This is a genomic window from Microcystis sp. LE19-8.1F, from assembly GCF_027531715.1.
GTDB classification, from domain to species: domain Bacteria; phylum Cyanobacteriota; class Cyanobacteriia; order Cyanobacteriales; family Microcystaceae; genus Microcystis; species Microcystis wesenbergii_A.
Map to the genome: position 1 here is coordinate 1 of NZ_JAPZSO010000234.1, position 25,001 is coordinate 25,001.

The 25,001-nt window shown below is 40.0% G+C and carries 21 protein-coding genes and 1 pseudogene; 11 read left to right on the forward strand and 11 right to left on the reverse strand.

Annotated features, from left to right (window positions below):
- Nucleotides 1-319 precede the first annotated feature (319 nt).
- Nucleotides 320-2,260, forward strand: a complete 1,941-nt coding sequence (locus tag O9334_RS21190; protein WP_288002347.1) for an AAA family ATPase — start codon at nucleotides 320-322, stop codon at nucleotides 2,258-2,260.
- On the forward strand, nucleotides 2,260-2,667 hold the full coding sequence (locus O9334_RS21195) for a hypothetical protein (protein ID WP_045361183.1): 408 nt from the start codon (nucleotides 2,260-2,262) through the stop codon (nucleotides 2,665-2,667). The genes O9334_RS21190 and O9334_RS21195 overlap by 1 nt, the downstream gene beginning before the upstream one ends.
- Nucleotides 2,668-2,709: 42 nt before the next feature.
- On the opposite strand, the gene O9334_RS21200 is transcribed toward O9334_RS21195, so the two are convergent.
- The 7 genes from O9334_RS21200 to ispF form a co-directional block, all read right to left on the reverse strand.
- Complete coding sequence (locus O9334_RS21200) at nucleotides 2,710-2,961, reverse strand: hypothetical protein (RefSeq protein ID WP_012266136.1); 252 nt, start codon at nucleotides 2,959-2,961, stop codon at nucleotides 2,710-2,712.
- A 5-nt stretch (nucleotides 2,962-2,966) separates the two neighbouring features.
- On the reverse strand, nucleotides 2,967-3,725 hold the full coding sequence (locus O9334_RS21205; RefSeq protein ID WP_045361266.1) for a hypothetical protein: 759 nt from the start codon (nucleotides 3,723-3,725) through the stop codon (nucleotides 2,967-2,969).
- 30 nt (nucleotides 3,726-3,755) lie between these two features.
- Nucleotides 3,756-4,148 carry a Mo-dependent nitrogenase C-terminal domain-containing protein gene (locus tag O9334_RS21210; RefSeq protein ID WP_045361182.1) on the reverse strand — a complete coding sequence of 131 codons (393 nt, stop codon included), beginning with the start codon at nucleotides 4,146-4,148 and terminating at the stop codon, nucleotides 3,756-3,758.
- Nucleotides 4,149-4,850: 702 nt separating this feature from the next.
- Nucleotides 4,851-6,608: an arginine--tRNA ligase gene (gene argS / locus O9334_RS21215; protein ID WP_045361181.1), complete on the reverse strand. Its 1,758-nt coding sequence runs from the start codon at nucleotides 6,606-6,608 to the stop codon at nucleotides 4,851-4,853.
- Between the two features lie 92 nt (nucleotides 6,609-6,700).
- Complete coding sequence (locus tag O9334_RS21220; protein ID WP_287168927.1) at nucleotides 6,701-7,087, reverse strand: type II toxin-antitoxin system VapC family toxin; 387 nt, start codon at nucleotides 7,085-7,087, stop codon at nucleotides 6,701-6,703.
- Nucleotides 7,087-7,314, reverse strand: a complete 228-nt coding sequence (vapB, locus tag O9334_RS21225; protein WP_147068831.1) for a type II toxin-antitoxin system VapB family antitoxin — start codon at nucleotides 7,312-7,314, stop codon at nucleotides 7,087-7,089. The genes O9334_RS21220 and vapB overlap by 1 nt, the downstream gene beginning before the upstream one ends.
- Nucleotides 7,315-7,355: 41 nt before the next feature.
- Nucleotides 7,356-7,835 (reverse strand): 2-C-methyl-D-erythritol 2,4-cyclodiphosphate synthase, encoded by a 480-nt coding sequence (ispF, locus tag O9334_RS21230; RefSeq protein WP_288002352.1) that lies wholly within the window; start codon nucleotides 7,833-7,835, stop codon nucleotides 7,356-7,358.
- Between the two features lie 535 nt (nucleotides 7,836-8,370).
- On the opposite strand from ispF, the gene O9334_RS21235 reads away from it, so the two are divergent.
- Both O9334_RS21235 and O9334_RS21240 read left to right on the forward strand, forming a co-directional pair.
- Nucleotides 8,371-9,558, forward strand: coding sequence for an AAA family ATPase (locus O9334_RS21235; RefSeq protein ID WP_002799500.1), 1,188 nt, complete (start codon nucleotides 8,371-8,373; stop codon nucleotides 9,556-9,558).
- Between the two features lie 24 nt (nucleotides 9,559-9,582).
- Nucleotides 9,583-10,194 (forward strand): DUF4276 family protein, encoded by a 612-nt coding sequence (locus O9334_RS21240; protein WP_288002354.1) that lies wholly within the window; start codon nucleotides 9,583-9,585, stop codon nucleotides 10,192-10,194.
- A gap of 651 nt (nucleotides 10,195-10,845) precedes the next feature.
- Here O9334_RS21240 and secA read toward each other — a convergent pair.
- A complete protein-coding gene (gene secA, locus O9334_RS21245; RefSeq protein ID WP_045361171.1) occupies nucleotides 10,846-13,662 on the reverse strand; it encodes a preprotein translocase subunit SecA in 2,817 nt (938 codons plus the stop codon).
- Nucleotides 13,663-14,175: 513 nt separating this feature from the next.
- On the opposite strand from secA, the gene O9334_RS21250 reads away from it, so the two are divergent.
- Entirely contained in the window at nucleotides 14,176-14,538 is a 363-nt protein-coding gene (locus O9334_RS21250; RefSeq protein ID WP_288002356.1) for a four helix bundle protein, read from the forward strand.
- Between the two features lie 241 nt (nucleotides 14,539-14,779).
- On the opposite strand, the gene O9334_RS21255 is transcribed toward O9334_RS21250, so the two are convergent.
- A complete protein-coding gene (locus tag O9334_RS21255) occupies nucleotides 14,780-18,004 on the reverse strand; it encodes a type ISP restriction/modification enzyme (RefSeq protein ID WP_288002358.1) in 3,225 nt (1,074 codons plus the stop codon).
- A 478-nt stretch (nucleotides 18,005-18,482) separates the two neighbouring features.
- On the opposite strand from O9334_RS21255, the gene O9334_RS21260 reads away from it, so the two are divergent.
- The 5 genes and pseudogenes from O9334_RS21260 to O9334_RS21280 all read left to right on the forward strand — a co-directional run bounded on the left by O9334_RS21260 (nucleotide 18,483) and on the right by O9334_RS21280 (nucleotide 21,989).
- On the forward strand, nucleotides 18,483-19,223 hold the full coding sequence (locus tag O9334_RS21260; protein WP_045361167.1) for a DUF433 domain-containing protein: 741 nt from the start codon (nucleotides 18,483-18,485) through the stop codon (nucleotides 19,221-19,223).
- Nucleotides 19,220-19,642 (forward strand): annotated as a pseudogene (locus tag O9334_RS21265) (PIN-like domain-containing protein). The gene O9334_RS21260 and the pseudogene O9334_RS21265 overlap by 4 nt, the downstream one beginning before the upstream one ends.
- Nucleotides 19,643-19,895: 253 nt before the next feature.
- The gene (gene rpmB, locus O9334_RS21270; protein WP_002732080.1) at nucleotides 19,896-20,132 is read left to right on the forward strand and encodes a 50S ribosomal protein L28; all 237 of its coding nucleotides are present in this window, start codon (nucleotides 19,896-19,898) and stop codon (nucleotides 20,130-20,132) included.
- Nucleotides 20,133-20,276: 144 nt separating this feature from the next.
- Nucleotides 20,277-20,543, forward strand: coding sequence for a photosystem I reaction center subunit PsaK (gene psaK / locus O9334_RS21275; protein WP_002734065.1), 267 nt, complete (start codon nucleotides 20,277-20,279; stop codon nucleotides 20,541-20,543).
- Between the two features lie 309 nt (nucleotides 20,544-20,852).
- Nucleotides 20,853-21,989, forward strand: a complete 1,137-nt coding sequence (locus O9334_RS21280; protein ID WP_045361165.1) for an amino acid ABC transporter permease — start codon at nucleotides 20,853-20,855, stop codon at nucleotides 21,987-21,989.
- 57 nt (nucleotides 21,990-22,046) lie between these two features.
- Here the strand turns inward: O9334_RS21280 and O9334_RS21285 are convergent, their stop codons facing one another.
- Both O9334_RS21285 and O9334_RS21290 read right to left on the reverse strand, forming a co-directional pair.
- Nucleotides 22,047-22,292 (reverse strand): ssr2422 family thylakoid membrane protein, encoded by a 246-nt coding sequence (locus O9334_RS21285; RefSeq protein WP_002732005.1) that lies wholly within the window; start codon nucleotides 22,290-22,292, stop codon nucleotides 22,047-22,049.
- A gap of 58 nt (nucleotides 22,293-22,350) precedes the next feature.
- The gene (locus O9334_RS21290) at nucleotides 22,351-23,526 is read right to left on the reverse strand and encodes a DUF4336 domain-containing protein (protein WP_288002364.1); all 1,176 of its coding nucleotides are present in this window, start codon (nucleotides 23,524-23,526) and stop codon (nucleotides 22,351-22,353) included.
- A gap of 58 nt (nucleotides 23,527-23,584) precedes the next feature.
- Between O9334_RS21290 and O9334_RS21295 the strand changes: the two genes are divergently transcribed.
- The gene (locus O9334_RS21295; RefSeq protein ID WP_045361161.1) at nucleotides 23,585-24,847 is read left to right on the forward strand and encodes a YcjF family protein; all 1,263 of its coding nucleotides are present in this window, start codon (nucleotides 23,585-23,587) and stop codon (nucleotides 24,845-24,847) included.
- Nucleotides 24,848-25,001: the final 154 nt, after the last annotated feature.

Below are 25,001 nucleotides of genomic sequence, written 5' to 3' on the forward strand. Positions count from 1 at the left end.
TCTAAAAAGGCGTAGAAAAGAGCGGCTACTGTGGGAGAGTAGTATCCATGCCTCTAGGAAAGGCAGTTCTTCTCCTTCTCTGCTGCCCCAGGAGAGTCCTTCCACAGAGTCAATGCCACTGGCGGCTTGACATCCCCCCCCTGAACGGTTACATTTATTTTTGGTAGTTTAAAAACGACAAAAATAAATATTAAGTTGCATAAAATATCTAAATAAACCATTTAATTGATTATTATTCATTCTTAATTCTCCTGATTACTGACTACTGGCTACTGACTCCTAACCAACCACAAAATTTTTGATTTTTACAAGAGTTATTATGACTTTGAGACTGAAACAAATTCGCTTAACTAATTGGAAATGTTATCCCAGTCAAAATATTACTTTTAACCTGCATCCCGACAGAAAAATTCAGATCATCTTCGGTAATAATGGCCACGGTAAAACTTCTCTGATGACGGCGATTTTATGGTGTCTCTATGGGGTAGATATTGTATCTAAAGAGACTCTGAAAACCTATTTTTATCGAGGTAAGGATGATTCTTCACCGGCAAGAGAAATGCGGGTAGAATTAAATTTTACTAGAAACGAGAAAAATTACTTTATCAGTCGCACAGCGAAATTAAAAGTTAATGGTAGCACTTCTTATCCCAGCGTAGAGGAAGCATTATTTTATGAAGATGGAACCATGAGAAGTAACTCTAGGGAATATATCGAAGCATTGCTTCCTAAATCTATTCGAGATTTTTTCTGTTTTGATGGCTTAAAAATTGAACAATATACCCAGATAACCCAAACTAAAGAAGCAAAAGAAGCAATTGAAAAAGTTTTGGGTATCCCTGAATTAAGAAATCTGCGCGATGATACAGAAAAAGCCTTGCAAGAATTAGAAAACCGTTTCAATAAAGCAGAGGGAACCAGTCAAGCTTTAAAAGATAAGAGAAAACAATTGCGAGAATTAGAAGGAGACCTTGACCTTCAAAAAGGTCAGCTTAAAAATGCTAAAGATGAGGAAAAAAATGCTAAAATTATCCATCATGATGCTCAAGAAAAAGCCGCACAGATTGAAGGTTTACGAGAAAAACAAGAGGAAATTCATGACTTAGAGAAAAAGCGTATCGGTTTACAAACTCAGTTAAATAACCTACAAAAGTCTATCGATTCTTGGTTAAAAAAAGCTTCGATACCTTTGCTGATTAACTTTGTGCAGGAAATGGCTGACGATTTGCAAGTTACTAGCTTAAAAAGCACTTATAAAACTAATTCTACAGCAGTTTTAAAAGCAATACTTGACGATGAAAGCTGTCTATGTGGTCGTTGTTTAGATCAAAATTCTCGTAACTTTATCCTGCAACGAATTGCCGAACTAGAGTCCTTAGAAGTGGACAACGCCACCAGAATAGAAAAAGACCAACTTAGAATTTATTTACAGGGAATTATCCGAGATAATGCCAAATTTAGCAATTATAGTCAATTGCTTTTACAAAGAGATCGTTTAGAAGAAGAAATCGAAGAAATTAATCAACATATTAAACAGCTAAAACAGGAAAACACGGGAATAAATCAAGACTCGGTAAGGGATATTTGGCGAAAAGTTGACGAATCGGAACGAAAAGTTAAGGAGATTGAAGAAAGTATCGAACGCTTGCAAAAGGACATTGAAATCAAAGAAAAGCAATTAGAACATTTACGCAAAGAAGTGGAAATTTTAGCTAGTGAAAATCAAACCACATTGATGTTATCTAATCAGGTTAAAATGGCCAGAGGTTTAAAAAATGCCACTAACGAATTAATCGAATGGCATATCGATAATTCCCAAAAAATGATTAATAAAGTAACCAGCGATCGCTATTTACAAGTAACCAACAAACCGGAGGAATATAGAGGAGTAGAAATCACTCCCGAATACACTTTAGGAATCCGTACTATCACAGGAAAATTATTAAATCCCGATGTTTTAAGTGCGGGAGAAAAGGAAGCTTTAGCTTTTGCTTTTATCACAGGTTTAAATCAAATAACCGATACTTATGTTCCCCTAATTATGGATACACCTTTTGGACATTTAGACAAAGAACATCAAAAAAATATTATTAACTCTCTCCCTAATTTACACTCCCAAGTAATTATTTTAGCCACGGATCGCGATCTTCCCGATCCACTTTTAAATCTGCTGCTCCCCTATACTACTGATATGTTCAAAATACACCGTTTGGCTGCCGATGAAGATGCTTCCGTGATTGAAGTGATGGAGAATTACTAATGCAGAGAATCGATGACAGTTTGAAGATTTATGCCTCGGAAACTTCCAGAAATTATCTACAGCGACTAAAAGATGATAAAACCTTTGAGCGCATGGTAGATGCCTATTTATTCGCCGCTGCTTTTGCCATTAAACAAGACTTCAGTATCTACGGAACCACTCTGAGTAATCGACAAGATTTAATTGCTATTAGCCAAATCGATAAAGAAGTTATTTTAGCTTTAACCGCGGGAATTTATATTATCTGTAAAAAGAATTCCTATCCTCAACCCAGCGACGGCAAAGAAGTTTTAGATAAGATCTGTCAATACGCAGAAGTGGGATTAAGGGAATTAAAAGAACGCTGGCAAGGCAAAGTCAGCAATCAAATTCAAGCTGATATTGAGAGAATTATCAATAATCTCTGAAATTCTCTCCATCTAACTATCTTTTTTAGCGATAACGACAAATTACATTCTTTCCACACTGCCAAAAAAGACGGGTTCCACGCGAATAGCGACGATACTAGCCGGACGTAAAACCATATATTCCCCTTGGATATTTCTGATCGGAACATTGATAAAATCCTGGGAATCGGCTTTCGGAACTAATTCGTTACTGTACCACTTTTGAAATTCTTGGATAGTCAAAAAACGGACCTCCTCGCGATGTCCACTGCTTAAGAACAAATGTACGGCGTACTCGTCAGCTTTTCTACTCATTTTTTTTAACTAATCAGATTGAATTTTTGTAATAAAGTTGCCATTAAAGGCGGAAAGGTGAGACGCAATTCGCTAGGATCCGAGAAAATTAATTTTTGGTAGCTTGGCAGGTCAAAAGCCAGTTTACCCTTTAATTCCGCTCGATTTTGATAGGTTAGCAGAATTTGTCCGCCCTGTTTACAAGCGATCGCATAACCTAATTCTACACCCACTAGGGGACTGGGCAGTAATTCCGTTTCCTTTTGACTAATCGCCGTAGCATCGGCGATAAATAATAAACTTTTGCGGATTTTGCGTAATTGACTATCACTCAATCTGGTGACATTGCCCTCAGTTCGGGGCGTTTCTTCGATGGTTAAGGGCAAACGGGAGCGTTTATTGAGATTTTCGACGGTTTCGGTCAAAACTGTTTTTAAAGCGGTGCTAGAGTCCTTAAATTGGCTTTGGGAGCTAAAATAAATGACGGGATCCAACCAAGCGCTGAGGTCCTGTTTAGTAAAGTAAATTTCTTGGGAAATCAGGTCAATATTCGAGATGACGTAACCGCCACTACCTTCGAGGTAAAATTCCACCCTTTCCCCTTCTAGATAGCGTTGGAACCAGACAGAACCCTGTATTGTCAGACTATCATCGAGAAAATCGGCTCTTAAACCCGATTTTAAGAGACTATTGCGACTTAAGCGCAAGTCGTGGGGACGTTTGACAACCTCGCGGATAGGTTCGTATTTGTCCAGATACCAAGCTTTCAGAGCGATGATGGCCATAGGTGTGGCGATTAAAGACACTCACCCATTTTAGCAGTAAGCACCGATATCCTCTCCACATTCATCGGCCAGGTAAGAAAGAGCGCGAAATCTTAACATCATCAGGTTTTCGTAGAGGGGATTTAGCTTGCAAAGGGGCGGAATCTCTAGAATTGTCTGGTTAAATAGGGTAATTTTCCGCGCAAAGGGACATTGAGCCGGAATTAGACGACAAATCTGATGGGCTAGTGCGGGTGTATTGATTTCTAGGCGATCGATTCGTTGCCGCAGGGGTTGCCATAAATCCCATTTTGGTTGCGGTGACGGGTTTTTCCGATTGCCTTTCGACCAAGGGGCAATCCAATTAGACAAAATTATTTTATTTGTGGTATAATCTGATACATCAGCATCAGCCATAGCCTTACCTTCTATTGATTGACTCATAAGGTTCTATTTGAGATTACGACAGGGCGAATACTCTTTCCCGAAAATCCTCTAGGACGTTCCGACATTTGACCGCTTTAACAATAACATCTCTGGGATAATAGGTGTGGCTTATTGCGTCAGCGGCCCAGATGCGGGAGTAAGCTGTTAACTATCTAAATTACTCGTTAAGACTGTCTATGAGCGAGCAGGGAGCAGGGAGAGGAAGTCTGAGCATTTGTACTAACTTCCCATCTCCGAGTTATCACCTGAAAGCGAATAGGCAACAGACGACAATAAGATAACGTCACGAGTGAGTTTAACTAGATTAATCTCTAAGCTTCGCCCAAAGATATTGGCTCTGATTAGAGCTATTTCTAGGTTAGCAAAAACTCAGGTTTTTTCACGTCAGCATAGGACATTTTTTCGGTGTATAAAATAGCACCTACTTTTGTCAAAGATACGCAATCCAAGGTGTGGGGTGTAGGGTGTGACCCCCCCCAACCCCCCCCGACATCGGGGGGGCAGGGGGGGTGTGGGGTGTAGGGTTTAGGGTGTGGGGTGTAGGGTGTGGGGTGTGGGAATTATGAATTATCAATTATCAATTATAAATTGGGTAGTTTTTTGCTGTGAATAGTAAACGGTGAACTGATAACTGATAACTGATAACTGATAACTGATAACTGATAACTGATAACTGATTACTGATAACTGATAACTGATTTACATTCTTTCCAAAACGGGGATTCCCAGGAGAGATAAGCCTAATTTTAGGGTTCTTGCCGTTAAATCACACAGAACTAAACGAGAGGTTTTAATCGGTTCTGCCGCTTTAAGAACGGGACAATTCTCGTAGAAACGATTATACTTTTTACTGAGTTCATAAAGATAATCACATAAACGATTGGGTAATAAATCCTCTTCCACGGCCCTAATTACTTCCGGAAGTTGCAGTAATTGTTTAGCCAGAATTAATTCGCTTTCATCCTTGAGAATTAGCGGTGAATTGGCACTTAAATCCTGAAAATTAATACCACCTTCGCGACTGATACTCTGGACTCTAGCGTAAGCGTACAGCATATAGGGGGCGGTGTTGCCTTGCAGATTGAGCATTTTGTCGTAACTGAAAACGTAGTTACTATGGCGATTTTGGCTGAGATCGGCGTATTTAACGGCACTTAAACCGACAGTTTCGGCAGTCTTAGCGATAAAATCGCCGGTTTCTTCTCTTTCCTCGCTCGCCAGTCTTTTTTCTAAGTCAGCTAGGGAACAGGCGATCGCTTGATCGAGTAATTCTTGTAATTTTACCGTCTCCCCGGAACGAGTTTTTAATTTTTTACCATCTTCCCCTAAAACTAATCCAAAAGCGACGTGAACCACTGCCACATTATCGGGTAAAAATCCCGCTTTTTTAGCCACCTGAAATACTTGGGCAAAATGGTTGGCTTGTCCAGCATCGGTGACATAAATTATTCTTGCGGCTTTATCTTGCTGAACTCGATAACAAATTGCCGCTAAATCGGTGGTAGCGTAATTATAACCGCCGTCGGATTTCTTGACAATTAGGGGCAAAGGATCACCCTCTTTGTTGGTAAAACCATCGAGAAAGACGCATAAAGCGCCGTTGTCTTCTGTTAGCAATCCCTGTTGATCTAATTCTTTGATTACTGCCTCAAGGTAGGGATTATAAAAAGATTCACCCCTTTCGGTTAGTTTTATATCGAGAATATCATAGATTTTCTGAAATTCCCGTCGTGATTGTTGACAAAGTAACTGCCATGCTTGACGACTTTGAGGATCACCCGACTGTAATTTTACTACGGCTTGGCGGGCAGTTTCTTTAAAGTTTTCGTCTTCATCAAAACGAATTTTGGCCTTTTTATAAAAGCTAACCAAATCCCCCAAATCGAGAGCATCTGCTTGGGTTAAAGCGCTAGGATAAGCTTCTTGTAGATAGGTGATTAACATCCCGAATTGAGTACCCCAATCCCCGACGTGATTAAGACGAATTACTTGATGATGACGAAATTCCAAAATCCGAGCAATACAATCACCAATTATAGTCGATCGCAAGTGGCCAACGTGCATTTCTTTGGCAATATTGGGACTGGAAAAATCGACAATAATTTTTTGACTGGGGTTAGCAGCGGCAACTCCTAAACGGTTGTCAGTAATTAGGTCTTTTAATTGGGTTTCTAGATAACTGGGTTTCAGGGTAAGATTGATAAAACCGGGTCCGGCAATTTCGGGGGGTTGACAGAGATCATCTATCTCTAGATTTTTTAGTAAAGTTGCCGCCACTTCCCGGGGTTTTTGTTTTAATTCTTTGGCTAAAGAGAGGGAAATATTACATTGATAATCGCCAAAACGGGGGTTACTAGCGGCCACAATTAGGGGATCGGTAGCGGCGAAGTTTTCCCCAAAGGATTTAACTAGGGATTGGGAAAAACGTTCTTTTATTTGTTGGATAATGGCAGTCATAGAGAGAATTTAGCAATGAATGTTAGAAATCTATGGGTAATGAGGAAATTTATCTTGCTCTCATCTTGAATAGAATTGAGCCGGACGGGGTATTATGTCCATTTTCTTGGTACATTATAAGCATCAAATTTAGTATCTTTACTAATTAGAATTAGCGATCTGTTTAGAGATTGAGCAATTAGCATTATATCAAATGGATCACGGTGATGCAAGGGTAAAGTACAAATTTTTAGAGTATCAGAAAATGATATAGACAGTAAGGTTATATCTGATGCTTCTAGTTTAGTTTCAATGGTTTCATAACTTTTTTGTAGGGCTAACTTACCTAAATTTAACTTAATCGCGATTTCCCAGAGACTAACAATACTGACATAAACTTCAGGAGCAAAATCAATTTCCTCCCGAAGATTATTAGGCAAGTTAGAATCGTTTTCAGTTAACCAGATGAAAGTATGGGTGTCCAGAAGAAAAGATGTCATCACATATATTCCTGAAAATCTTCCAAAGACTGATCAAAGTCATCGGACAAAGGTAAGCTAAATGTACCTTGTAAAATTCCTGAACGACGTTTCCTAAGAGAAGGTTTCTCTATAATAACATCTGATTGATAATTGGCCATCAAATATTCAGCATAGTGAAGCAGCTCTATTTTTAAGAACTCTGGCATTGCTTCGACAGTTTCTAAGATTTTTGTGTCTATATTCATAGGTTTGGGATACTTAATTTGAGCTAATTCTTACTAATTACTTATTCCTTAACCAATAAAACCACGGCATAAACTGCGATACCTTCTTCTCGTCCTACCGGTCCCAATTGTTCGTTAGTAGTGGCTTTAATTCCCACCTGTTCCGGATTAATCTTGAGAGTTGCTGCTAACTTGGCTCGCATCGCAATAAGGTGGGGTTTCATTTTCGGTTTTTCGGCGATAATTACCGAATCAATATTATTAATCTGCCAACCTTTATCGATAATTAACTGATTAACTTGCTCTAATAATTTTAAACTATTCGCCCCTTGCCATTGCGGGTCTGTGGGGGGAAAATAATGACCGATATCGCCTAAACTAAGCGCCCCCAGCATGGCATCCATAATAGCGTGGGTTAAGACATCGGCATCACTATGACCCAATAAACCCACAGTATGGGCAATTTCTACTCCTCCTAAAATTAAAGGTCTTCCTGTTACCAATCGGTGGATATCGTAGCCGTTACCAATACGAATATTCATAGAGCAGTCTCCTTGAAGTTATATTAATTATTTTATCGCAAAAGGGAACGGGAAACGGGGAAATATTTTCCCTGACTTGTCCTTATTAGCTAATTAGCTAGGAAGGATGAACTATTCTGCTGAAGTTTTTTGCAGTGCAATGAAAGCTTATAGCGTTTTTCACTCTGCTGAGGTACAAAAGTTATGGGTTTTAGGCAAAAGGCAACAGGCAAAAGGCAAAAGGGAAGAAAAATAGGTGTACCTCACTAGCTTAGGAAACGCTATATACTAAATTGATTTTTGATAGTATCATTAACTGCCAATCCAACTTTAAAAACCCACTTGCCACTTGCCACTTCCCACTCTATACTTGTTAAATAAGATTTAGTATAACTCGATCGCTGTTAAAATTGCGGTAGAATCAGGAGAGCTAATTTGCTATAACCAGTCCAGAAGAGCCAGATTACTAAAAATTGACCAGTTTTTTGTGGGAACTGGGAAAATTAACAGCTAATCTGGGACAAGACGAGCTAAAAGCAGCAGAGAGCAACAATCAATGTCTAAAAACTCTATACCTCGAATCGAAAATCTGCGCGTGCAAAATTACCGAGCTTTACAGGACTTAGAATTAAAAAGCATTACTCCTTTAACCGTTTTTCTCGGTCCTAATGGGAGCGGAAAATCTACCATATTTGATGTCTTTGCTTTCCTCTCTGAATGTTTTACTGTTGGTTTAAAAAAAGCTTGGGACAGACGGGGAAGATTTAAAGAATTAAGAACCAGAGGACAAGAAGGTTACATCATTATCGAATTAAAATATCGAGAAAAATTGGCATCACCTTTAATTACCTATCATTTGGCTATTAATGAAGCTAACAATCGCCCTTATGTTGCCGAAGAATGGTTACAGTGGAGACAAGGAGCGAAGGGCAAACCTTATCGCTTTTTAGACTTTAAAGAAGGGGGAGGAATAGTGGTTAGTGGAGAAAATCCCAAACCAAAAGATAAACGAATCTCTGAACGATTAGACTCCCCGGAATTTTTAGCTGTTAGTACCCTCGGACAATTGGCCAAACATCCCCGGGTTAGTGCTTTGCGTCGTTTTATCACAAGTTGGTATCTTTCCTACTTAACCGCAGATAATACTCGCACTCAACCAGAAGCAGGAGCGCAAGAAAGATTATCGCCAACTGGTGACAATTTACCTAATGTTATTCAATATTTAAAAGAAGATCATCCTCAACGATTAGAATCTATTTTACAAACCCTTTCTCGTCGAATTCCTAGATTAGAAAAAGTAGAAGCATCTATTATGCCGAATGGACAGCTTTTACTTCAAATTAAAGACGCACCTTTTCAAGAGCCAATTCTTGCCAAATTTGCCTCCGATGGCACTTTAAAAATGTTGGCTTATTTAACTATATTATACGATCCAAGCCCTCCGCAATTACTGGGAATAGAAGAACCAGAAAATCATCTTCATCCCCGTTTATTACCTGAATTAGCAGAAGAATGTCGGGCAGCGACCGCAAGTACACAATTAATGGTAACAACTCATTCTCCCTTTTTTGTAGATGGTTTGAAACCAGAGGAGGTTTGGGTACTTTATCGAGATGAAAATGGTTTTACTCAAGCTAAACGTACTTCAGCAATGCAAGGAGTTAAGGAATTTATTCAAAATGGTGCTTTGTTGGGTCAATTATGGATGGAGGACTATTTTGATGTGGGGAATCCTAGCATTTAAATTTAATGGCAAAGGAGGAAAAAAGTGCATCTTGAATTTTTAGTTGAAGAATTTTCTACCCAAGAATGTTTAAATCAAATTTTACCTAAAATATTATTTGAGAATGTCACCTATAAAATTCATGTCTTTCGAGGTAAATCCGATTTAATCAAAAAACTACCGGAGCGATTAAAAGGCTATCAATGCTGGATACCCGATGATTATCGAATCATTATTCTTGTAGATAGAGACAATGAAGATTGTCAAATGCTCAAAGAAAAGTTAGAAAATATTGCCCAACAAACAGGACTGATCACCAAAACGATTAGTGAAGATAAAAAAACATTTCAGGTGTTAAATAGAATTGCTATAGAAGAACTAGAAGCTTGGTTTTTTGGTGATATTCAGGCTATAGTCTCAGCCTATCCCAAAGTTTCTACTAATGTGGGACAGCAAGCAAAATACAGAAAACCCGATGAAATTACGGGCGGAACTTGGGAAAACTTAGAAAAGATACTTCAAAAAGCTGGGTATCATCGAGGAGGTTTAGAAAAAGTGAAAGCAGCCCGAGAAATTTCTCAATTTATGACTCCTGCTCATAATTGTTCTCCTAGTTTTCAGATTTTTTATCAAGGTTTATTGGCGATGATTAGCTAAGGATATTTAGGAAAGTAAATGATGAAACTGCTAGATCACTGTCAAGGATAAATCGATTTTTAACTGTTGAATAAATTGTTGCATAATTGTTCACAATTCGGTGTTTAACTATAGCGTTTCCGAAGCTAGTGAGGTACACCTATTTTTCTTCCCTTTTGCATGAGTGCCTAAAACCCATAACTTTTGTACCTCAGCAGACTGAAAAACGCTATAAATCTTATTGAAAAAGAACGTAGGTTGGGCTTCGGCCGTGAGCTTTTGCCGAACGGTTGAAGCATGAAACCCAACGCTCTCCCGATTCTGCCGCACTCCGAGTTTTTTCTTGGGGATAATCTCCTAACTTCTGACCATCTACTGTCGATTACCGCAAAGGATAGCCATTTATTCTATCAGAATGAGAAGATTTAATTATGATAACACTTGTGACTATATTTTTCACTGCCTTGCTGGCAGTTACGGATTTTACTTACCAAGTTTTGATTCATTTTCCCATACAAATCCTCAATTTTTTGGGGTCGTTGCTGTCCTATGGAGTAATCGGACTGATAATTTTCGTCCTAGTGTGGATTGTGGGTGACTGATTTCTCGGTAGAAAAAAATGAGAGAATCAGCCTTAGCCAATTCTCCCCAATTTAAGCCAACTTTTAGTTTTTACTGTTCACTAGCCACTGCTTGGGGTTGTCCTTGCGGTTGGAATTGGAACATGGAATAAACCACATTGCGACGGATATCAATCATCATTTCTAAAAACATCTCGTAGCCTTCCTGTTTATACTCAATTAGGGGGTCTTTTTGACCGTAACCGCGTAAACCAATCGACTCGCGTAAAGCTTCCATCGCTTGCAGGTGTTCGCGCCATAACATATCGATTTGTTGCAGGATAAAATAACGTTCGGCATCACGCATTAAACCGGGACGAATACTATCCACTTGACGTTCCTTAATTTCGTAGGCTTTACGAACTTCTTCGTGTAGGAACATCTTGATATCATTAACACTCATATCCTCGACATCTTTAGCGGTAATATCTGCCAAGAGATAGACGAATTCCTGAGATTTACTAATCAGTTTTTCTAAATCCCATTCTTCCGCCGGCAGTTCGGGATTAACATAAGCCATGACGATTTCATCCATGGTTTTTTCGGCGTATTGCAGCACCTGTTCTTTTAAGTCCATCCCCTCCAAAACCCGACGACGTTCGGCATAAATAGCGCGCCGTTGATTATTCATCACCTCGTCGTATTCAAACACCTGTTTCCGGGCATCATAATAGAAGGTTTCCACTTTTCTTTGCGCGCCTTCCAGGGAACGAGTTAACATTCCCGACTCAATGGGCATATCTTCTTCCACCCGGAAGGCATCCATTAAACCAGCCACGCGGTCGCCCCCAAAAATCCGCAATAAATTATCTTCTAGGCTTAAAAAGAAGCGTGTAGAACCAGGGTCGCCCTGTCTGCCCGCCCGGCCTCGCAATTGGTTGTCAATACGGCGGGATTCGTGGCGTTCGGTCCCGATAACGTGCAGTCCGCCTCTTTCTACTACTTCATCGTGTTCTTTACCCGTGTAATCTTCATAACTTTTGCGAATTAATTTATAGACTTCGCGTAACTTTTGAATAACTTGGTCATCCGTGGGGGCTTTTTCGGCTGCGATAGCGATTTTTTCTTCTACTTCTAATTCCGGTAAACTTTGAGTTCCGTGGGTATCAACGGCAAATTTAACCGCTTCTTTCAGGGCATTTTCTACCTCTTTCGGTAACTCGGTGGGAAAAATTTCCGCCGAGGCACGCCAGTTTTTTTTCTTCTTACCCGGGGCGAATCCTTGCGGGCGATTGCGTTCTCCTAAACTGGGTAAACTAAAGGCCAAATTGTCATCTTCGGGCATAACTAATTTGGGCATTAAATACTCGCGAATTTTCAATCGGGCCATATAGTCGGAGTTACCACCGAGGATGATATCGGTTCCCCGTCCCGCCATGTTCGTAGCAATAGTTACGGCCCCAGCCCGGCCTGCTTGGGCGACGATTTCCGATTCCCTTTCCACGTTTTCCGGACGGGCATTAAGCAAGTTATGGGGAATCTTTCTTTCCTGTAATAACAGCGAAAGCACTTCTGATTTTTCCACACTGGTGGTACCGACTAAAACCGGGCGACCCTGTTCGTGCATTTGTTGACATTCTTCGGCGACGGCGTTCCATTTTGCCTGTTCATTTTTATAGACCACATCGGCTAAATCTTGCCGACGAGAAACGCGGTTAGTGGGGATAATTGTTACTTGCAGGTTATAGACTTTTTCTAGTTCCGTTTCTTCGGTTTTGGCCGTCCCGGTCATGCCGGATAATTTCGGATAGAGTAGGAAAAAGTTTTGATAGGTAATCGTGGCTAAGGTTTGGGTTTCCTGTTGAATTTCTACCCCTTCCTTAGCTTCCACTGCCTGATGTAAACCATCGCCCCAACGTCGGCCCGGTAATACCCGTCCCGTGAACTCATCAACGATAACAATTTCACCACTGCGAACGATATAGTTAACGTCTTTTTTCTGGAGTTCTTTGGCACGAATAGCGTTAGAAATATAGTGCGCCCAGGGATTTTCTTGGTCGTATAAATCGGTGACTTCTAATAGTTCTTCCGCTCTTTTAAAGCCTTCATCGGTCATTAAAACGTTACGGTCTTTTTCGTTAACTTCGTAGTCTCCCGGTCCGTCTTCTACTTCTTGGCGCACTAATTGCTTGGCGATTTCGGCGGCGAGAATATATTTTTCTGTGGGTCGATCGATCTGTCCTGATATAATTAATGGAGTTCTGGCCTCATCAATAAGAATTGAGTCCACCTCGTCGATAACGCAGTAGTTAAAGGGTCTTTGGACAACTTCCCCCATCACTGTAGCCATGTTATCGCGCAGATAATCAAAGCCGAGTTCGCTGTTAGTGGTGTAGGTGATGTCACAGGCATAATTTTTCTTTCTTTCTTCCGGACTCATGCCGGCTTGAATTAGTCCCACACTTAACCCTAAAAAGCGATGTACCTGCCCCATCCACTCCGCGTCACGACGGGCGAGATAATCGTTGACGGTGACGACGTGAACCCCTTTTCCGGTCAATCCATTCAAATAAGCGGGGAGAGTGGCAACTAGGGTTTTTCCTTCCCCGGTTTTCATCTCGGCGATTTGTCCTTTGTGCAGTACCATTCCCCCCAATAACTGCACGTCAAAGTGACGCATCCCTAAGACTCGGATTCCCGCTTCCCGGACAATGGCGAAAGCTTCGGGGAGGATTTCCTCGAGAATCTCCTCTCTTTGCTCATAATTTCTCGCTTTGTCTAATCTTTCCTTAAATTCGCTGGTTTTGCTCCTTAATTCCTCATCGGACAGGTTTTTAATATCCTCTTCCAGCAGGTTGATTTCGGTGACGAGGGGCTGAAATTTTTTAATTTTGCGGGCGTTAGGGTCTCCGAGTAGGGCTTTTAACATAGCAGTTTTTATTCTCTCGCTTCGATTGGCTCTTGGTCTGTGGTGTTAACAATTGTATCACTCTGGTTGAGGCTCTCTTAGGTTCGGTGGGTAAAATGTATTCTAAGATACAGTCCTGTCAGCAAGCGAGTGGAAGGAACCACTCCAGACACAGAGGACACGAAGAATAATACTAAATCTGGTTATTAAAGACTGATTATTTATTCCCCTTTTTCCCTTTTGCATGAGTAGAAAACGGGTTTCTCGGAGAAACCCGTTTTCTGGGCGTTACTCAACGGATTTAGTATAAGAGGGCATCCTTGGGAGTGGAGAATCATTTATCGGTGAACAGGGACTCTTGCCAGTGGGCAAAAATTAATCTTCCGAACTTGTTATGCTAAATTCGTAATTGATTTAAGGCAAGAGGCAAGAGGCAAGAGGCAAGGGGCAAGAGGCAAGGGGCAAGAGGCAAGAGGTGGTTAGATATGTGTAATTAATTTTGCTTAGTTACTTAAGAAAACAAAGGAGTTTTAAATGTCTGAAATTAAAGATTTTAAAGAATTAATAATCTGGCAAAAAGGAATGGATATTGCCGAAAGATGCTATTATTTGACTAAATCTTTTCCCAAGGAAGAACTCTATGGTATGGTGCAACAGATTAGAAAAGCATCCGCATCTATTCCCGCCAACATTTCTGAAGGTTATGGGATGCGAAGTTCAGGAGACTATGCGAGATTTCTCAACATCTCTCAAGGCTCAATTAATGAGCTTCAAACACATTTAATCCTCTGTCAAAGAGTAGGGCTTTGCGAGGAAAAACATATTAAATCAATCATTTCTCTACTCCTAGAAGAGACCCGAATGATTTCTTCTCTTCTTAAAAAACTAAATTCTTAAAATATAGCGTTTCCTAAGCTAGTGAGGTACACCTATTTTTCTTCCCTTTTACCGTTCGACTTTAAGCTCACGGCCGAAGCCTCTTGCCTTTTGCCTAAAACCCATAACTTTTGTACCTCAGCAGACTGAAAAAAGCTATATTTTGCCTTTTGCCTTTTGCCTTTTGCCTTTTGCCTTTTGCCTCTCCCAATATGTAGCCTATACTCAACGGATTTAGTATTAATCTTCTCTCACCGGTGGCTTAACTAAAGGGGAAACCACCATATTTATTGATAATTATATCTATAGTTTCCATAATTGCGATCGATTCGCCCAAAATGGAGATAATTTGTTGATAATGTTCTAGGTCGTCGTAGCTAAGGTGGCGACCTTTGCGGTCTTTTAGCCACTTCTGACACACTTGATAACCGCCGATATAAAAGTTCCAAATTTGGGGCGGAATCCCCGCAAAATACTGGTCAGAATTAATCGAAATTTGTTGTTTATTTTCGTTATATTTCACCTGTTCGACTAGATTAGAACCCGCCACGGGATAGCTACTAATTTCTTTTCCCGTTGCTTTCATCAGGTGTAACTGTACTAATCTGTCACCTTTTTTGACTAATTCCCAGAATAATTCTTGATTACTGGTGAGAGGAACACGAGGAAAGTCTATTTTTAAAAATTCGGCGTAACGTTGGCGATATTGGGGAGAGTGAAAGACGGCATAGATATAGTTAAAAATGTCTTCCGGTCCAAAGGTTTTCTTTTCGTCTCCTTTGCCATCACTGATAAATTCTAATTCAAGTTTTGCCGAAAGTTCCTTAATAAATTCTGGTGCTAGATTGGGACGGCGACCATTTGGCGAGTTGGTTGGTTCTGTTTCAAATAGGGTTGGGGTATTGGTTGGGTAAAGATAGAGGGGGAAAACATTAGATCCATCTTTTATTTCTACAAAGACAGCAGGAGTCGGAGTGTCAGACACTATAGAATGATTCCAAAAATCTAGCCTAGTTTGTCTAACTGTATTTATACATAAATTTTCTTTTCCCAAGACATGATCGATTAACTCTCGTCTAGGTCTGTCCATGATCAAATCACTATAATAACAATAACGCTGGTCAAAAGGACGATAGAGACAAGTAGTTATTTTATTTTGCCATTGGTCATCTAAACGAATTGATTGACGAACTCTATTTAATTTCCAATCTCGGTTATCTTTAATATCATACTTAGTAGTATAATCTTCATTAGAAAGATTATTTTCTCTTAGTTCTTGAAATCTTTTAGTTATCTTATCTTTGTCAAAATCTATAGCAAAATTATCTCGGTGAGTCTGAAATCCTAAGACATTCACTGACATTATCTGATTAATCTTCCAAAATTGATCGTATTCCGAGCGCAGATTAATATTCTGAGGTTTAAATAGATAAAAAGGAGAATCAGGTTTTAATTCTTGCCAAGAAGTAGAATAAAGATCATTTTCCTCTAACCAATGATACTTACCACCGACAATAACTTGATTCTCAATCATCTCTCTTTTGCCCCATAAATCAGCATGATAAACTTTAGCTAAATTTGAAGAACTATTGTGATATTTAATAAAAATACCAATAGCTACACCTTGCTGAATATCAAACACATTTTGATCCGGTGAACCGTCGGGACAAACTTCTTTTTTCTTACTATTGCCGTGTAAATCGAGAATATAAATATCATCAAAAGTTTTTAATAAACTTTGACGCATTCCCCGAAAAGTTGGGTTATCCAGATAACCATGATTAGTAACAAAAGCTAAAATTCCATAACCAGTTTTCTCGATGCGCCATTGACTAAAGCGAATAAATTTAACATAATCATCATTTAACCATTTAGGATTTTTTTCGCCTAAAGGTTGCTCATCTACTTCAAAATAACTAGCAGTTTTTTCTCCAGAAATAATATCTTTTCCCTTCAATAATTCCTTAATCCATTCTCCTGTATTTACGGAATGTCCAGAGTAGGGAGGATTACCAATAATCACCATAACAGGATGTTCTTGCTTAACACCTTGCGCTGACTCTGCTTCATCGCGAATGCGATTTAAAAACCCATCAGCAGGGGGAATTTGAAAAGCTTCCTGTAGGGTGTTTGTGAGATAGATTCCCAAGCGTTCATCGGCACTAAAATCATAGCCTAATTCCTGAAGTTGTAAACCTAATTTCATGTGTGCTACGGTGTAGGGAGCCATCAGTAATTCAAACCCAAAGAGACGGGGTAATAAATGTTTACTGACATAACTAGACCACATCCCTTTCTGTTGACGAAAACTGTCATAGATATGGTCAATAACAGAGTGTAAAAAAGTGCCAGTTCCCACAGCAGGATCGAGAATCAAAACTTGGTGAACTTCCTGAGTTTCTTGGCTATTATTAGGATTTTTAATCGTAATTTTTTTGGCATCGGCCAAACCTTTAGGAATCTGAAACTTATTTTTTAGAATATAGTCCACACTGCGAACCATGTAAGAAACCACGGGTTCAGGGGTATAATAAACCCCCCTAGACTCACGCATTTTACTATCGTATTCGGCTAAAAAAGTCTCATAAAAGTGAACCACAGGATCCTGCTTGCGCGTGCGTTTTCCAAAGCTGCTAAGAATACCATCCATGTCGGTTTGTTGTAAAATAGTGGCTAGAGTATCCACGGCCCAAGTAATCCGCTCATCTAATTCTGTACCAGCAATTTGATGAAAAATTCCCCGCAAAAAAGGGTTAGTTTTCGGTAGTCGAAATGCTGCCGTTTCCCTGGAAAAAGAACTTATTTGATCCGTATTACAGCGTGCTGCGAATAAACCATAACAGATTGTTTGTGCATACATATCCGCGAACTGCGCTTCATTGAGATCACTAATTAAAACTCGTTGAAAAGATTGCAATTGTTGCCGCAACATTCCCCCGCAATCTTGATCTTTTAAAGCTTGGCCGATTGCATCTCGAATTAACTGCGCTAAAGCGGCCATTTTTTTCGCTAATTCTCGCGGTGTTGTTATCTGAATAACTTTTGAGAGGAAAAATTGACAGAACAATTGTTCTACTTGCAAAATACCCTGGGAATCAGGTTTAATTTGCTTTTTTTGATTAAGACTTGCCACGGCAGCTGATAGACGCAATTCTCCCGATACATACCAACGAAATTCTAAATGATCGGTGATAATTAAATTACCCAAAGCCTGTAAATAACGTTTTATTTGGGGAGTATTTTCAACCTTTTTGAGAGAAGTTCCGATATCTTTTGCTTCCAGATGACCAATTTCTACCATACCCTGATTAATCACAAAATCCGGAGCGCCACAAGCAATCCTTTTGGGTTCATTGAGAGCTTGTAGGTTATTATTTAGGGATTCAATTAATTTTTTTAAAGCAGGACGATAACTGTGTTCTGTGGCGTTACCCTGTTGATAAATGCCTGTGATTTCCTCTAGATATTTTGGCAGTGAGTTACTCATTATCGTTGCGACATACAAACGTTCTTCTATAGATAAAATATAACCTCATTTGCCCCCAATGTCCACTGCCCTCATCCTACTTTATGGCTGCATCTGACATTTGCAGAAATACCGACAATGAGCAATTATCAGTGATTCTTGAATTATCACAGATATATCAGCAGCTGCCTGTAAGCATCCCACCGAAAAGCTAATGCGCGGGGGGTTTGGGGGCGGCACTTCGACAAAGCTCAGTGACCGCGCCACGCCCCCAACGGGGGGTTTGGGGGGTAGAACCCCCCAAAAGCTTGGATTGATTAATAAAGTCGGAAGTAATGCCCAATTTTATCAGAGAGTTTTTGCGTAAAAATCCCAACTTGCTAGATTTACAAAAATAAGATGTACCCTGCTTTATCCCTATCCTCAAGGATACCAAAATTAGCTAAAATGAAATAATAGGCGATAATCTCATCCCAACAACTTCACCAAAATATTAACGATGGTCAAAGCATCATCTCCCTTATCTCTAGAGCATCTCTATCATGTTCCCACCTACACTATAGCCGATACTGCGCGCTATCTCCATATTCCTTTACCCACTCTGAGAACGTGGGTACGAGGACGCACCTACCCGACGTTTCGGCTAAGCTCAACGACCACAAAAAAAGGACAAAAAGAGTTTTTACCCCTCATTCAACGACCTAATCCGAATATTCCGCAACTTTCCTTTACTAACTTAGTGGAAGCGCACGTTTTAAGAGTTATTCGCAAAGTTCATAACATCCCTCTCGATAAAGTTAGACTTGCCCTAGACTATATTAGTGAACAATTTAACACCGATCATCCTCTAGTTCAAAAACAATTTAGTACCGATGGAACTGACCTTTTTATTGAACAATTTGAACATTTAATTAATGCCTCCCGTTCGGGACAATTGACGATGAAACAATTCTTAAATAATCTCTTAACTCGTATTGAATGGGATGAACAAGATATCGCCACACGGCTTTTTCCCACTATCGACATAAATGGGGAAGACTTCAGCAATAAAGTCCTAAAGATAGACCCTAATATTTCCTTCGGACAACCCGTGATCACAGGAACAGGAATTCCCACTAAAGTTGTCACAGAACTTTATGATGCGGGGGACTCTATAGAAGATATTGCCAATGATTATAATTGTCAACCTTGGCAAATTGAAAAAGCGATTTTATTCGAGTCCAATTGGCAAGCGGCATGACCTATCAATACACCTATTTTATCGACCGCGCTTTAGGAAAATCTATCGGTGAAGCTTTGCAAGAAATAGGGGTTAAAATTGAATTTCATCATGCCCATTTTGCCCCAGATGCACCGGATACGGAGTGGCTACCTATTGTTAGTCAAAGAGGATGGATAGTATTAACTAAAGATGTAAACATTGGTAGAAATATTTTAGAAGTTCAACAGATAGCCCGTTATCAGGCTCAAGTATTTGTTCTAGTTTCTGGCAACTTACCTCGTCAAACCATGATTAATATTTTTGTCGAAACAATCGATAAAATCGAAAGAATAACCCAAGATAATTAAGCCCCTTTTATCGCCAAAATTTACCAAGATTTTCAAGTAAAATTGTGGAAAAATAAAAATGAATTAACCAGAATAATAGAAACTATGTAAAACTTATTAAAATATTTTTTATTCAGTAAAAAATTACAGCTAAATTTGTTGACAATATTCTCACCATTACCTTTGATGCAATTGTCGAAATTGTCTGAGCAGTGAACCGGTTCAATCAACTTCTTAATCCCCCCACTTGCTGTTAAATTTATCTCCGTTCACTTCACCCAGGGGAAGGGGGGACTTCTGGCGAGATTTGAGTTAAACTAGAAAGGTTGACTATTGACAAACATCGATCGCACAGGAGTAAATTATGTCTAGAGTCTGTACTATGACGGGGAAAAAGGCCAATAACGCCTATGCGGTGTCCCACTCCCACCGTCGCACCAAAAAATTACAAGAAGCTAACCTACAATGGAAAAGAGTTTGGTGGTCGGAAGGCAACCGTTGGGTAAAACTACGCATCTCCACCAAAGCTATCAAAACCATTGAAAAGAAAGGATTAGCCGTCTTCGCTAGAGAAGTAGGCTTAAACTTGAATTTGTACTAAGCGAGTAGTTCGGAAGTGGAGACGAATCGGCCCTATCGTTGACTCCTCTGCTTTTGATTATTAAGTATTGCAACAGGCCGTGATGTGGGGTGAAAACTACCTTTAAGATTAAAAACTTAAAACGACCTGTTCAGGAGAATTTCAATGTATTCAACCCTATTAATGGCCGCTACCGCCGTGCAAGGTTCCAGCGAATGGAGTCCCAAAGTGGCGATTGTCATGATTATCTGCAATATTCTCGCTATTGCCTTCGGTAAAGCGACTATTAAACAACAAAATGTCGGTCCTGCTTTACCTTCCCCCGCTTTATTCGGTGGTATGGGATTAGGCGCTTTACTGGGTACTACCAGTTTTGGTCATGTCCTCGGCGCCGGTGTTATCCTCGGTCTCTCCCGTCTGGGAGTTATCTAAATATGTTTTGATTTTCTCAATCGGTGGCCAAAAGTCACCGATTTCTTTTGTGAAAAATTCTGGACTATATAAGTAGGTAGGCGTTATACTAAATCCAGTTATTAAAAACTGATTATCTATTCCTCCTATTGCCTTTTGCCTTTTGCCTATCCTTATAAGTAGTCTATACCCAACGGATTTAGTATTAAAAATTATCAGACACCCCCGTTATCAAGGGTAGGGTTGATTCATGAATCAACCCTACCTTATCAAGGGGGGATATAGGGGGGATATAGGGGGGATTTAATTATAACCAGCTACTTAATAAATATGACTCTACCTCAAAAAAATTCTTTTTGGTACGATGAGCGATTTCAGAAGATTTTTCTACAGGTAATTATTCTACTAATTGTCTGCCTAATTTTCTGGTTTTTTGGCCACAATTTAGTGATTAATTTCCAACGCCTACGCTTAAGTTTTGGCTTTGGCTTTCTCTTTGATACCGACCGACCAGCCTCTTTTGCTATTGGTGACTCTCCTATTGCCTACAGTCCCACCGATACCTATTTTCGCGCTCTTTTGGTGGGATTAGTTAATTCCCTCCGCATTATGATTACTGGCATATTTTTGGCGATTAGTCTGGGAATAGTCATCGGGTTAGGTCGCTTGTCGGATAATTGGTTAATTCGTCAGTTAGCAACAATTTATGTGGAAACTATTCGCAATACACCCCTATTATTACAATTATTTTTCTGGTATTTTGCTGTATTTCTGAAACTGCCGAAAATTGAGGAATCTTTAGAGTTTTTTGGCAGGGTATTTTTAAATAACTCAGGAGTCTATTTGCCTTTCCCCGCTAATAGTTTTAGGACATGGTTAGCCTTATTTATCATTGCTTTAGGAATAATTATCTCAGTATTTTTATACCTAAAAAATAAACTTAGTTTATGTCTAACTAGCCTAATACTCCTAGTTATAATTCCTCTAATCTGGGGTTTACAATGGCAAAATCCCCAAGTTAATCCTCTTAATCAAAATATTGACTTTGGTTTACATCTTTCTTCCGAGTTTGCTACTCTCTTAATCGGTTTAACTGTTTATACAGCTGCCTTTATTGCGGAAACGGTACGGGGAGGGATTCAATCGGTTAATCGGGGACAATGGGAAGCAGCTAAAGCCTTGGGATTAAAACCTTTATTAGTGATGAGATTAGTAATTTTTCCCCAAGCTTTGCCAGTGATTATTCCTCCTTTAACTAATGAATGTTTAAACCTGGTTAAAAACTCTAGTTTAGCGATCGCTATTGGTTATAATGATATTTATGCTATCTCTAGTACCATCGCTAATCAGACAGGAAAAGCTCTAGAGATGTTAATAGTAGTTATGGCCACCTATTTATTCTTTAATCTGGTGATTTCTCTGGCTATGAATCAATTAAACCAACGGGTAAAAATTCAGGAAAGATAGGGTGTGTTAGCAAGCGCCTAACGCACCGAATCGCACCAGAATTTAGCGATAAAGTAACTAATGAGCATTAGCAGAATATAAAGCGGTGATAATTGCTGTCACCGCAGGACTAAGACTAGATAAAACTACCACAGAAGCGGTGGCAATGATGATAGTAGTAGCCATTCTCACCATACCATCTGTACCTTTTTGATAGGCATCAAATTTATATTCTAAGCGGTCAACTTTTTGACCAAGTTCTTCTCGCAATTGAATCAACGCTGCTCTGATGTCATCATTACTGGGATTTTCGGGAATTTGCATGACCTTGATTAGCAATCAACTAACAACCGCATACATTATAGCAGTTCTTAGCCATAAATTACAATTTTTTATCAGGAGGAGGAGTCAATCGCCAGCGCACTAAAAAACTATCAATACTTTCTAAACATTCCAAGTCATCTTTAGGTAAATAAGAATCTTTTGACAAGAAAGAAAAAGCCTGCTGAAACTCTTGACTATCAGCTTGAATCGGACTAGCAAAATGACAAGGAATAACCTGTTTAATCGGCCATTGGCAAATTTTATCAACCCATTGACTCACCTCGTCAGTATTGCGATTAAGAATCAAAGTTTGCAAAATTGGCGCTACTATTAACCTCCCCTCGCGACGCAAATTTAAAAAAGTCCTTTGCCAATCATCACCCCATTGAAAAGGGAATAAACCAAAATAGGCTTTTTTACTCCTTTCCTTAGCAGTAAAAGCATCTCGAAAGACCTTAATCCAATTGGGAACAGCTAAAACAGGAGGTTGAAAATAAAGAGCAAAAAGACAAATTCTCTGCCAACCCCGACGGCGATTTTCTGGGGTATCCTCCACCAAATCCTTAGCACTATTTTTAGCGTGAAACAGGAGAGGATAGGGGTCTAATTCTAAAATAGCAGGAGGATTTTCTGGGATAGAAATAATGCCATCAGTCAGCAGCAGAGTTTGAGAGTAGTGATGAAAAAAAGCCACTTCCGAGAAGTATCCCACATTCAAATCGATTGCGGGTAAAATTTCATAACTAAAATCTTTTCCGAAAGGAGTGGTTGCCGAGTCAGCAGGTAAAATTTCTGTTCGTTTTGCCGGTAAACCCAACCAACTCAAAGGTAAATTAAGAGGAAAACTCCATTGATTAGGAGCAACATAAACTATAGCCTTAGGAAAATAACGGGCAAAAGGACCGACAAAAACCTTATGTTCAATCCCAGAAATCGTCGGCAAAATAATATATTTAACTTCCCCGTGTTCACCTTCCAACTCACGCATTAAGCGAATACATTCCGGAGTCGTGGCCACAGGTGCATAAACAAATAAACCCCCAGATGCTAACTTAATTACCGTCATGCGAATCGGCACAACCACATAAAAAATACCCTGCAATTGCTCAAATGTCCAGAGCGTATCTTTCACCACTTCTTGGCGAATTGTCCGTCTTTGACCATAGGGATAAAGTGGTACAATTGGCCAAAAAGGCCATGATAAATCTTGCGGAGTTATTGCGGCTTTTGTCATCGTCTGATTCTATCGCTGAAAATCTCTATTTTAGTTATCATAAACCCTTCTAATCCCCATGACTAATAAACTGCCCATTGATTCTTTGGTCAATACTTGGAATAGTCTCACCGGGGAAGTGATGAAAAGACTCCCCATCGACCAGTTGACTAATACTGTCCTCCAGTGGTTTAGTGTTAGTGACACTCAAGTGGCGGAAATTTTAGAAAAAGTCCGTCAAGAATTACCCACCACCGAGGCGCTGTTAATCGGCAAACCGCAAACGGGAAAAAGTTCGATTATTCGGGGAATAACGGGAGTTTCGGCGGAAATCGTCGGGCAAGGTTTCCGTCCCCACACCCAAAACACCCAGCGCTACACCTACCCCGCGGAAGACTTACCCCTGTTGATTTTTACCGATACGGTGGGGTTAGGGGATGCCTATCAACACACAGACACGGTAATCGCGGAATTATTAGCAGATTTAGCCGAAAATACGGGACGGGCCCAGGTTTTTATCGTGACGGTAAAAATTAATGATTTTGCCACCGATAGCCTTCTGGAAATTACCAAACAACTGCGGCAAAAATATCCTAAAATACCCTGTTTACTGGCTGTCACCTGTCTTCATCAGCTTTATCCTCCTAATACCACCGATCATCCCCCTTATCCTCCCGATTGCGAGGATATCAATCGCGCCTATCAAGAAATTAAAGAAACTTTTAAGGATTTATATGACAATTCTGTGCTAATAGATTTTACCCTAGAGGAAGACGGTTATAACCCCGTTTTTTACGGTTTAGAGGCATTTAGAGACAATTTAGCCGATTTATTGCCAAAAGCCGAGGCTAACACCATCCACCAACTTTTAGATCGGGAAACCAGCAATAAATTGGGCAATCTCTATCGGGACGTGGCCCGACGCTATATGTTAGCCTTTTCCGTCATAGCGGCGACCTTGGCGGCGATTCCCTTACCCTTAGCGACTATGCCCGTTTTAACCGCCCTACAAGTGTCAATGGTGGGGGTTTTAGGCAAATTATACGGTCAAGTCTTAACCCCATCCCAGGCCGGTGGAGTCGTAAGTGCGATCGCTGGAGGCTTTTTGGCCCAGGCCATCGGTCGGGAATTGGTGAAATTTATCCCCGGTTTTGGCAGTGTTATCGCCGCTTCTTGGGCCGCCGCCTATACCTGGGCCCTAGGAGAGGGCGCTTGTGTCTATTTTGGCGATTTAATGGGGGGTAAAAAACCCGATCCTAAAAGGATTCAAATGGTGATGAAAGAGGCTTTTTCTGCTGCCCAAGAAAGATTTAAAAATGTCGCTACGGGAGGAGATAATTAAGCGGTATTCAAAGATTATAGCGGTAAGCGCTTGAGTGAGATACAGACCAAGCTTTGCCTAGCATGGTTTATAGCTTGTGACACTGTACCTAATACGACTGCACACCGCTATAAGCTAGTGAGGTACACATATTTTTCTTCCCTTTTGACTTTTG

Bases quoted from the DNA above. Each gene is read 5' to 3' on its own strand.
- O9334_RS21205 (WP_045361266.1), bottom strand. From the start codon at position 3,725: ATGGCCATCATCGCTCTGAAAGCTTGGTATCTGGACAAATACGAACCT.
- secA (WP_045361171.1), bottom strand. From the start codon at position 13,662: ATGTTAAAAGCCCTACTCGGAGACCCTAACGCCCGCAAAATTAAAAAA.
- O9334_RS21285 (WP_002732005.1), bottom strand. From the start codon at position 22,292: ATGCAAATTCCCGAAAATCCCAGTAATGATGACATCAGAGCAGCGTTG.
- O9334_RS21235 (WP_002799500.1), top strand. From the start codon at position 8,371: ATGTCTAAAAACTCTATACCTCGAATCGAAAATCTGCGCGTGCAAAAT.
- O9334_RS21250 (WP_288002356.1), top strand. From the start codon at position 14,176: ATGTCTGAAATTAAAGATTTTAAAGAATTAATAATCTGGCAAAAAGGA.
- O9334_RS21295 (WP_045361161.1), top strand. From the start codon at position 23,585: ATGACTAATAAACTGCCCATTGATTCTTTGGTCAATACTTGGAATAGT.
- O9334_RS21290 (WP_288002364.1), bottom strand. From the start codon at position 23,526: ATGACAAAAGCCGCAATAACTCCGCAAGATTTATCATGGCCTTTTTGG.
- O9334_RS21200 (WP_012266136.1), bottom strand. From the start codon at position 2,961: ATGAGTAGAAAAGCTGACGAGTACGCCGTACATTTGTTCTTAAGCAGT.
- O9334_RS21280 (WP_045361165.1), top strand. From the start codon at position 20,853: ATGACTCTACCTCAAAAAAATTCTTTTTGGTACGATGAGCGATTTCAG.
- O9334_RS21190 (WP_288002347.1), top strand. From the start codon at position 320: ATGACTTTGAGACTGAAACAAATTCGCTTAACTAATTGGAAATGTTAT.
- O9334_RS21255 (WP_288002358.1), bottom strand. From the start codon at position 18,004: ATGAGTAACTCACTGCCAAAATATCTAGAGGAAATCACAGGCATTTAT.
- rpmB (WP_002732080.1), top strand. From the start codon at position 19,896: ATGTCTAGAGTCTGTACTATGACGGGGAAAAAGGCCAATAACGCCTAT.
- O9334_RS21260 (WP_045361167.1), top strand. From the start codon at position 18,483: ATGGTCAAAGCATCATCTCCCTTATCTCTAGAGCATCTCTATCATGTT.
- argS (WP_045361181.1), bottom strand. From the start codon at position 6,608: ATGACTGCCATTATCCAACAAATAAAAGAACGTTTTTCCCAATCCCTA.
- vapB (WP_147068831.1), bottom strand. From the start codon at position 7,314: ATGAATATAGACACAAAAATCTTAGAAACTGTCGAAGCAATGCCAGAG.
- O9334_RS21220 (WP_287168927.1), bottom strand. From the start codon at position 7,087: ATGACATCTTTTCTTCTGGACACCCATACTTTCATCTGGTTAACTGAA.
- ispF (WP_288002352.1), bottom strand. From the start codon at position 7,835: ATGAATATTCGTATTGGTAACGGCTACGATATCCACCGATTGGTAACA.
- O9334_RS21210 (WP_045361182.1), bottom strand. From the start codon at position 4,148: ATGAGTCAATCAATAGAAGGTAAGGCTATGGCTGATGCTGATGTATCA.
- O9334_RS21195 (WP_045361183.1), top strand. From the start codon at position 2,260: ATGCAGAGAATCGATGACAGTTTGAAGATTTATGCCTCGGAAACTTCC.
- psaK (WP_002734065.1), top strand. From the start codon at position 20,277: ATGTATTCAACCCTATTAATGGCCGCTACCGCCGTGCAAGGTTCCAGC.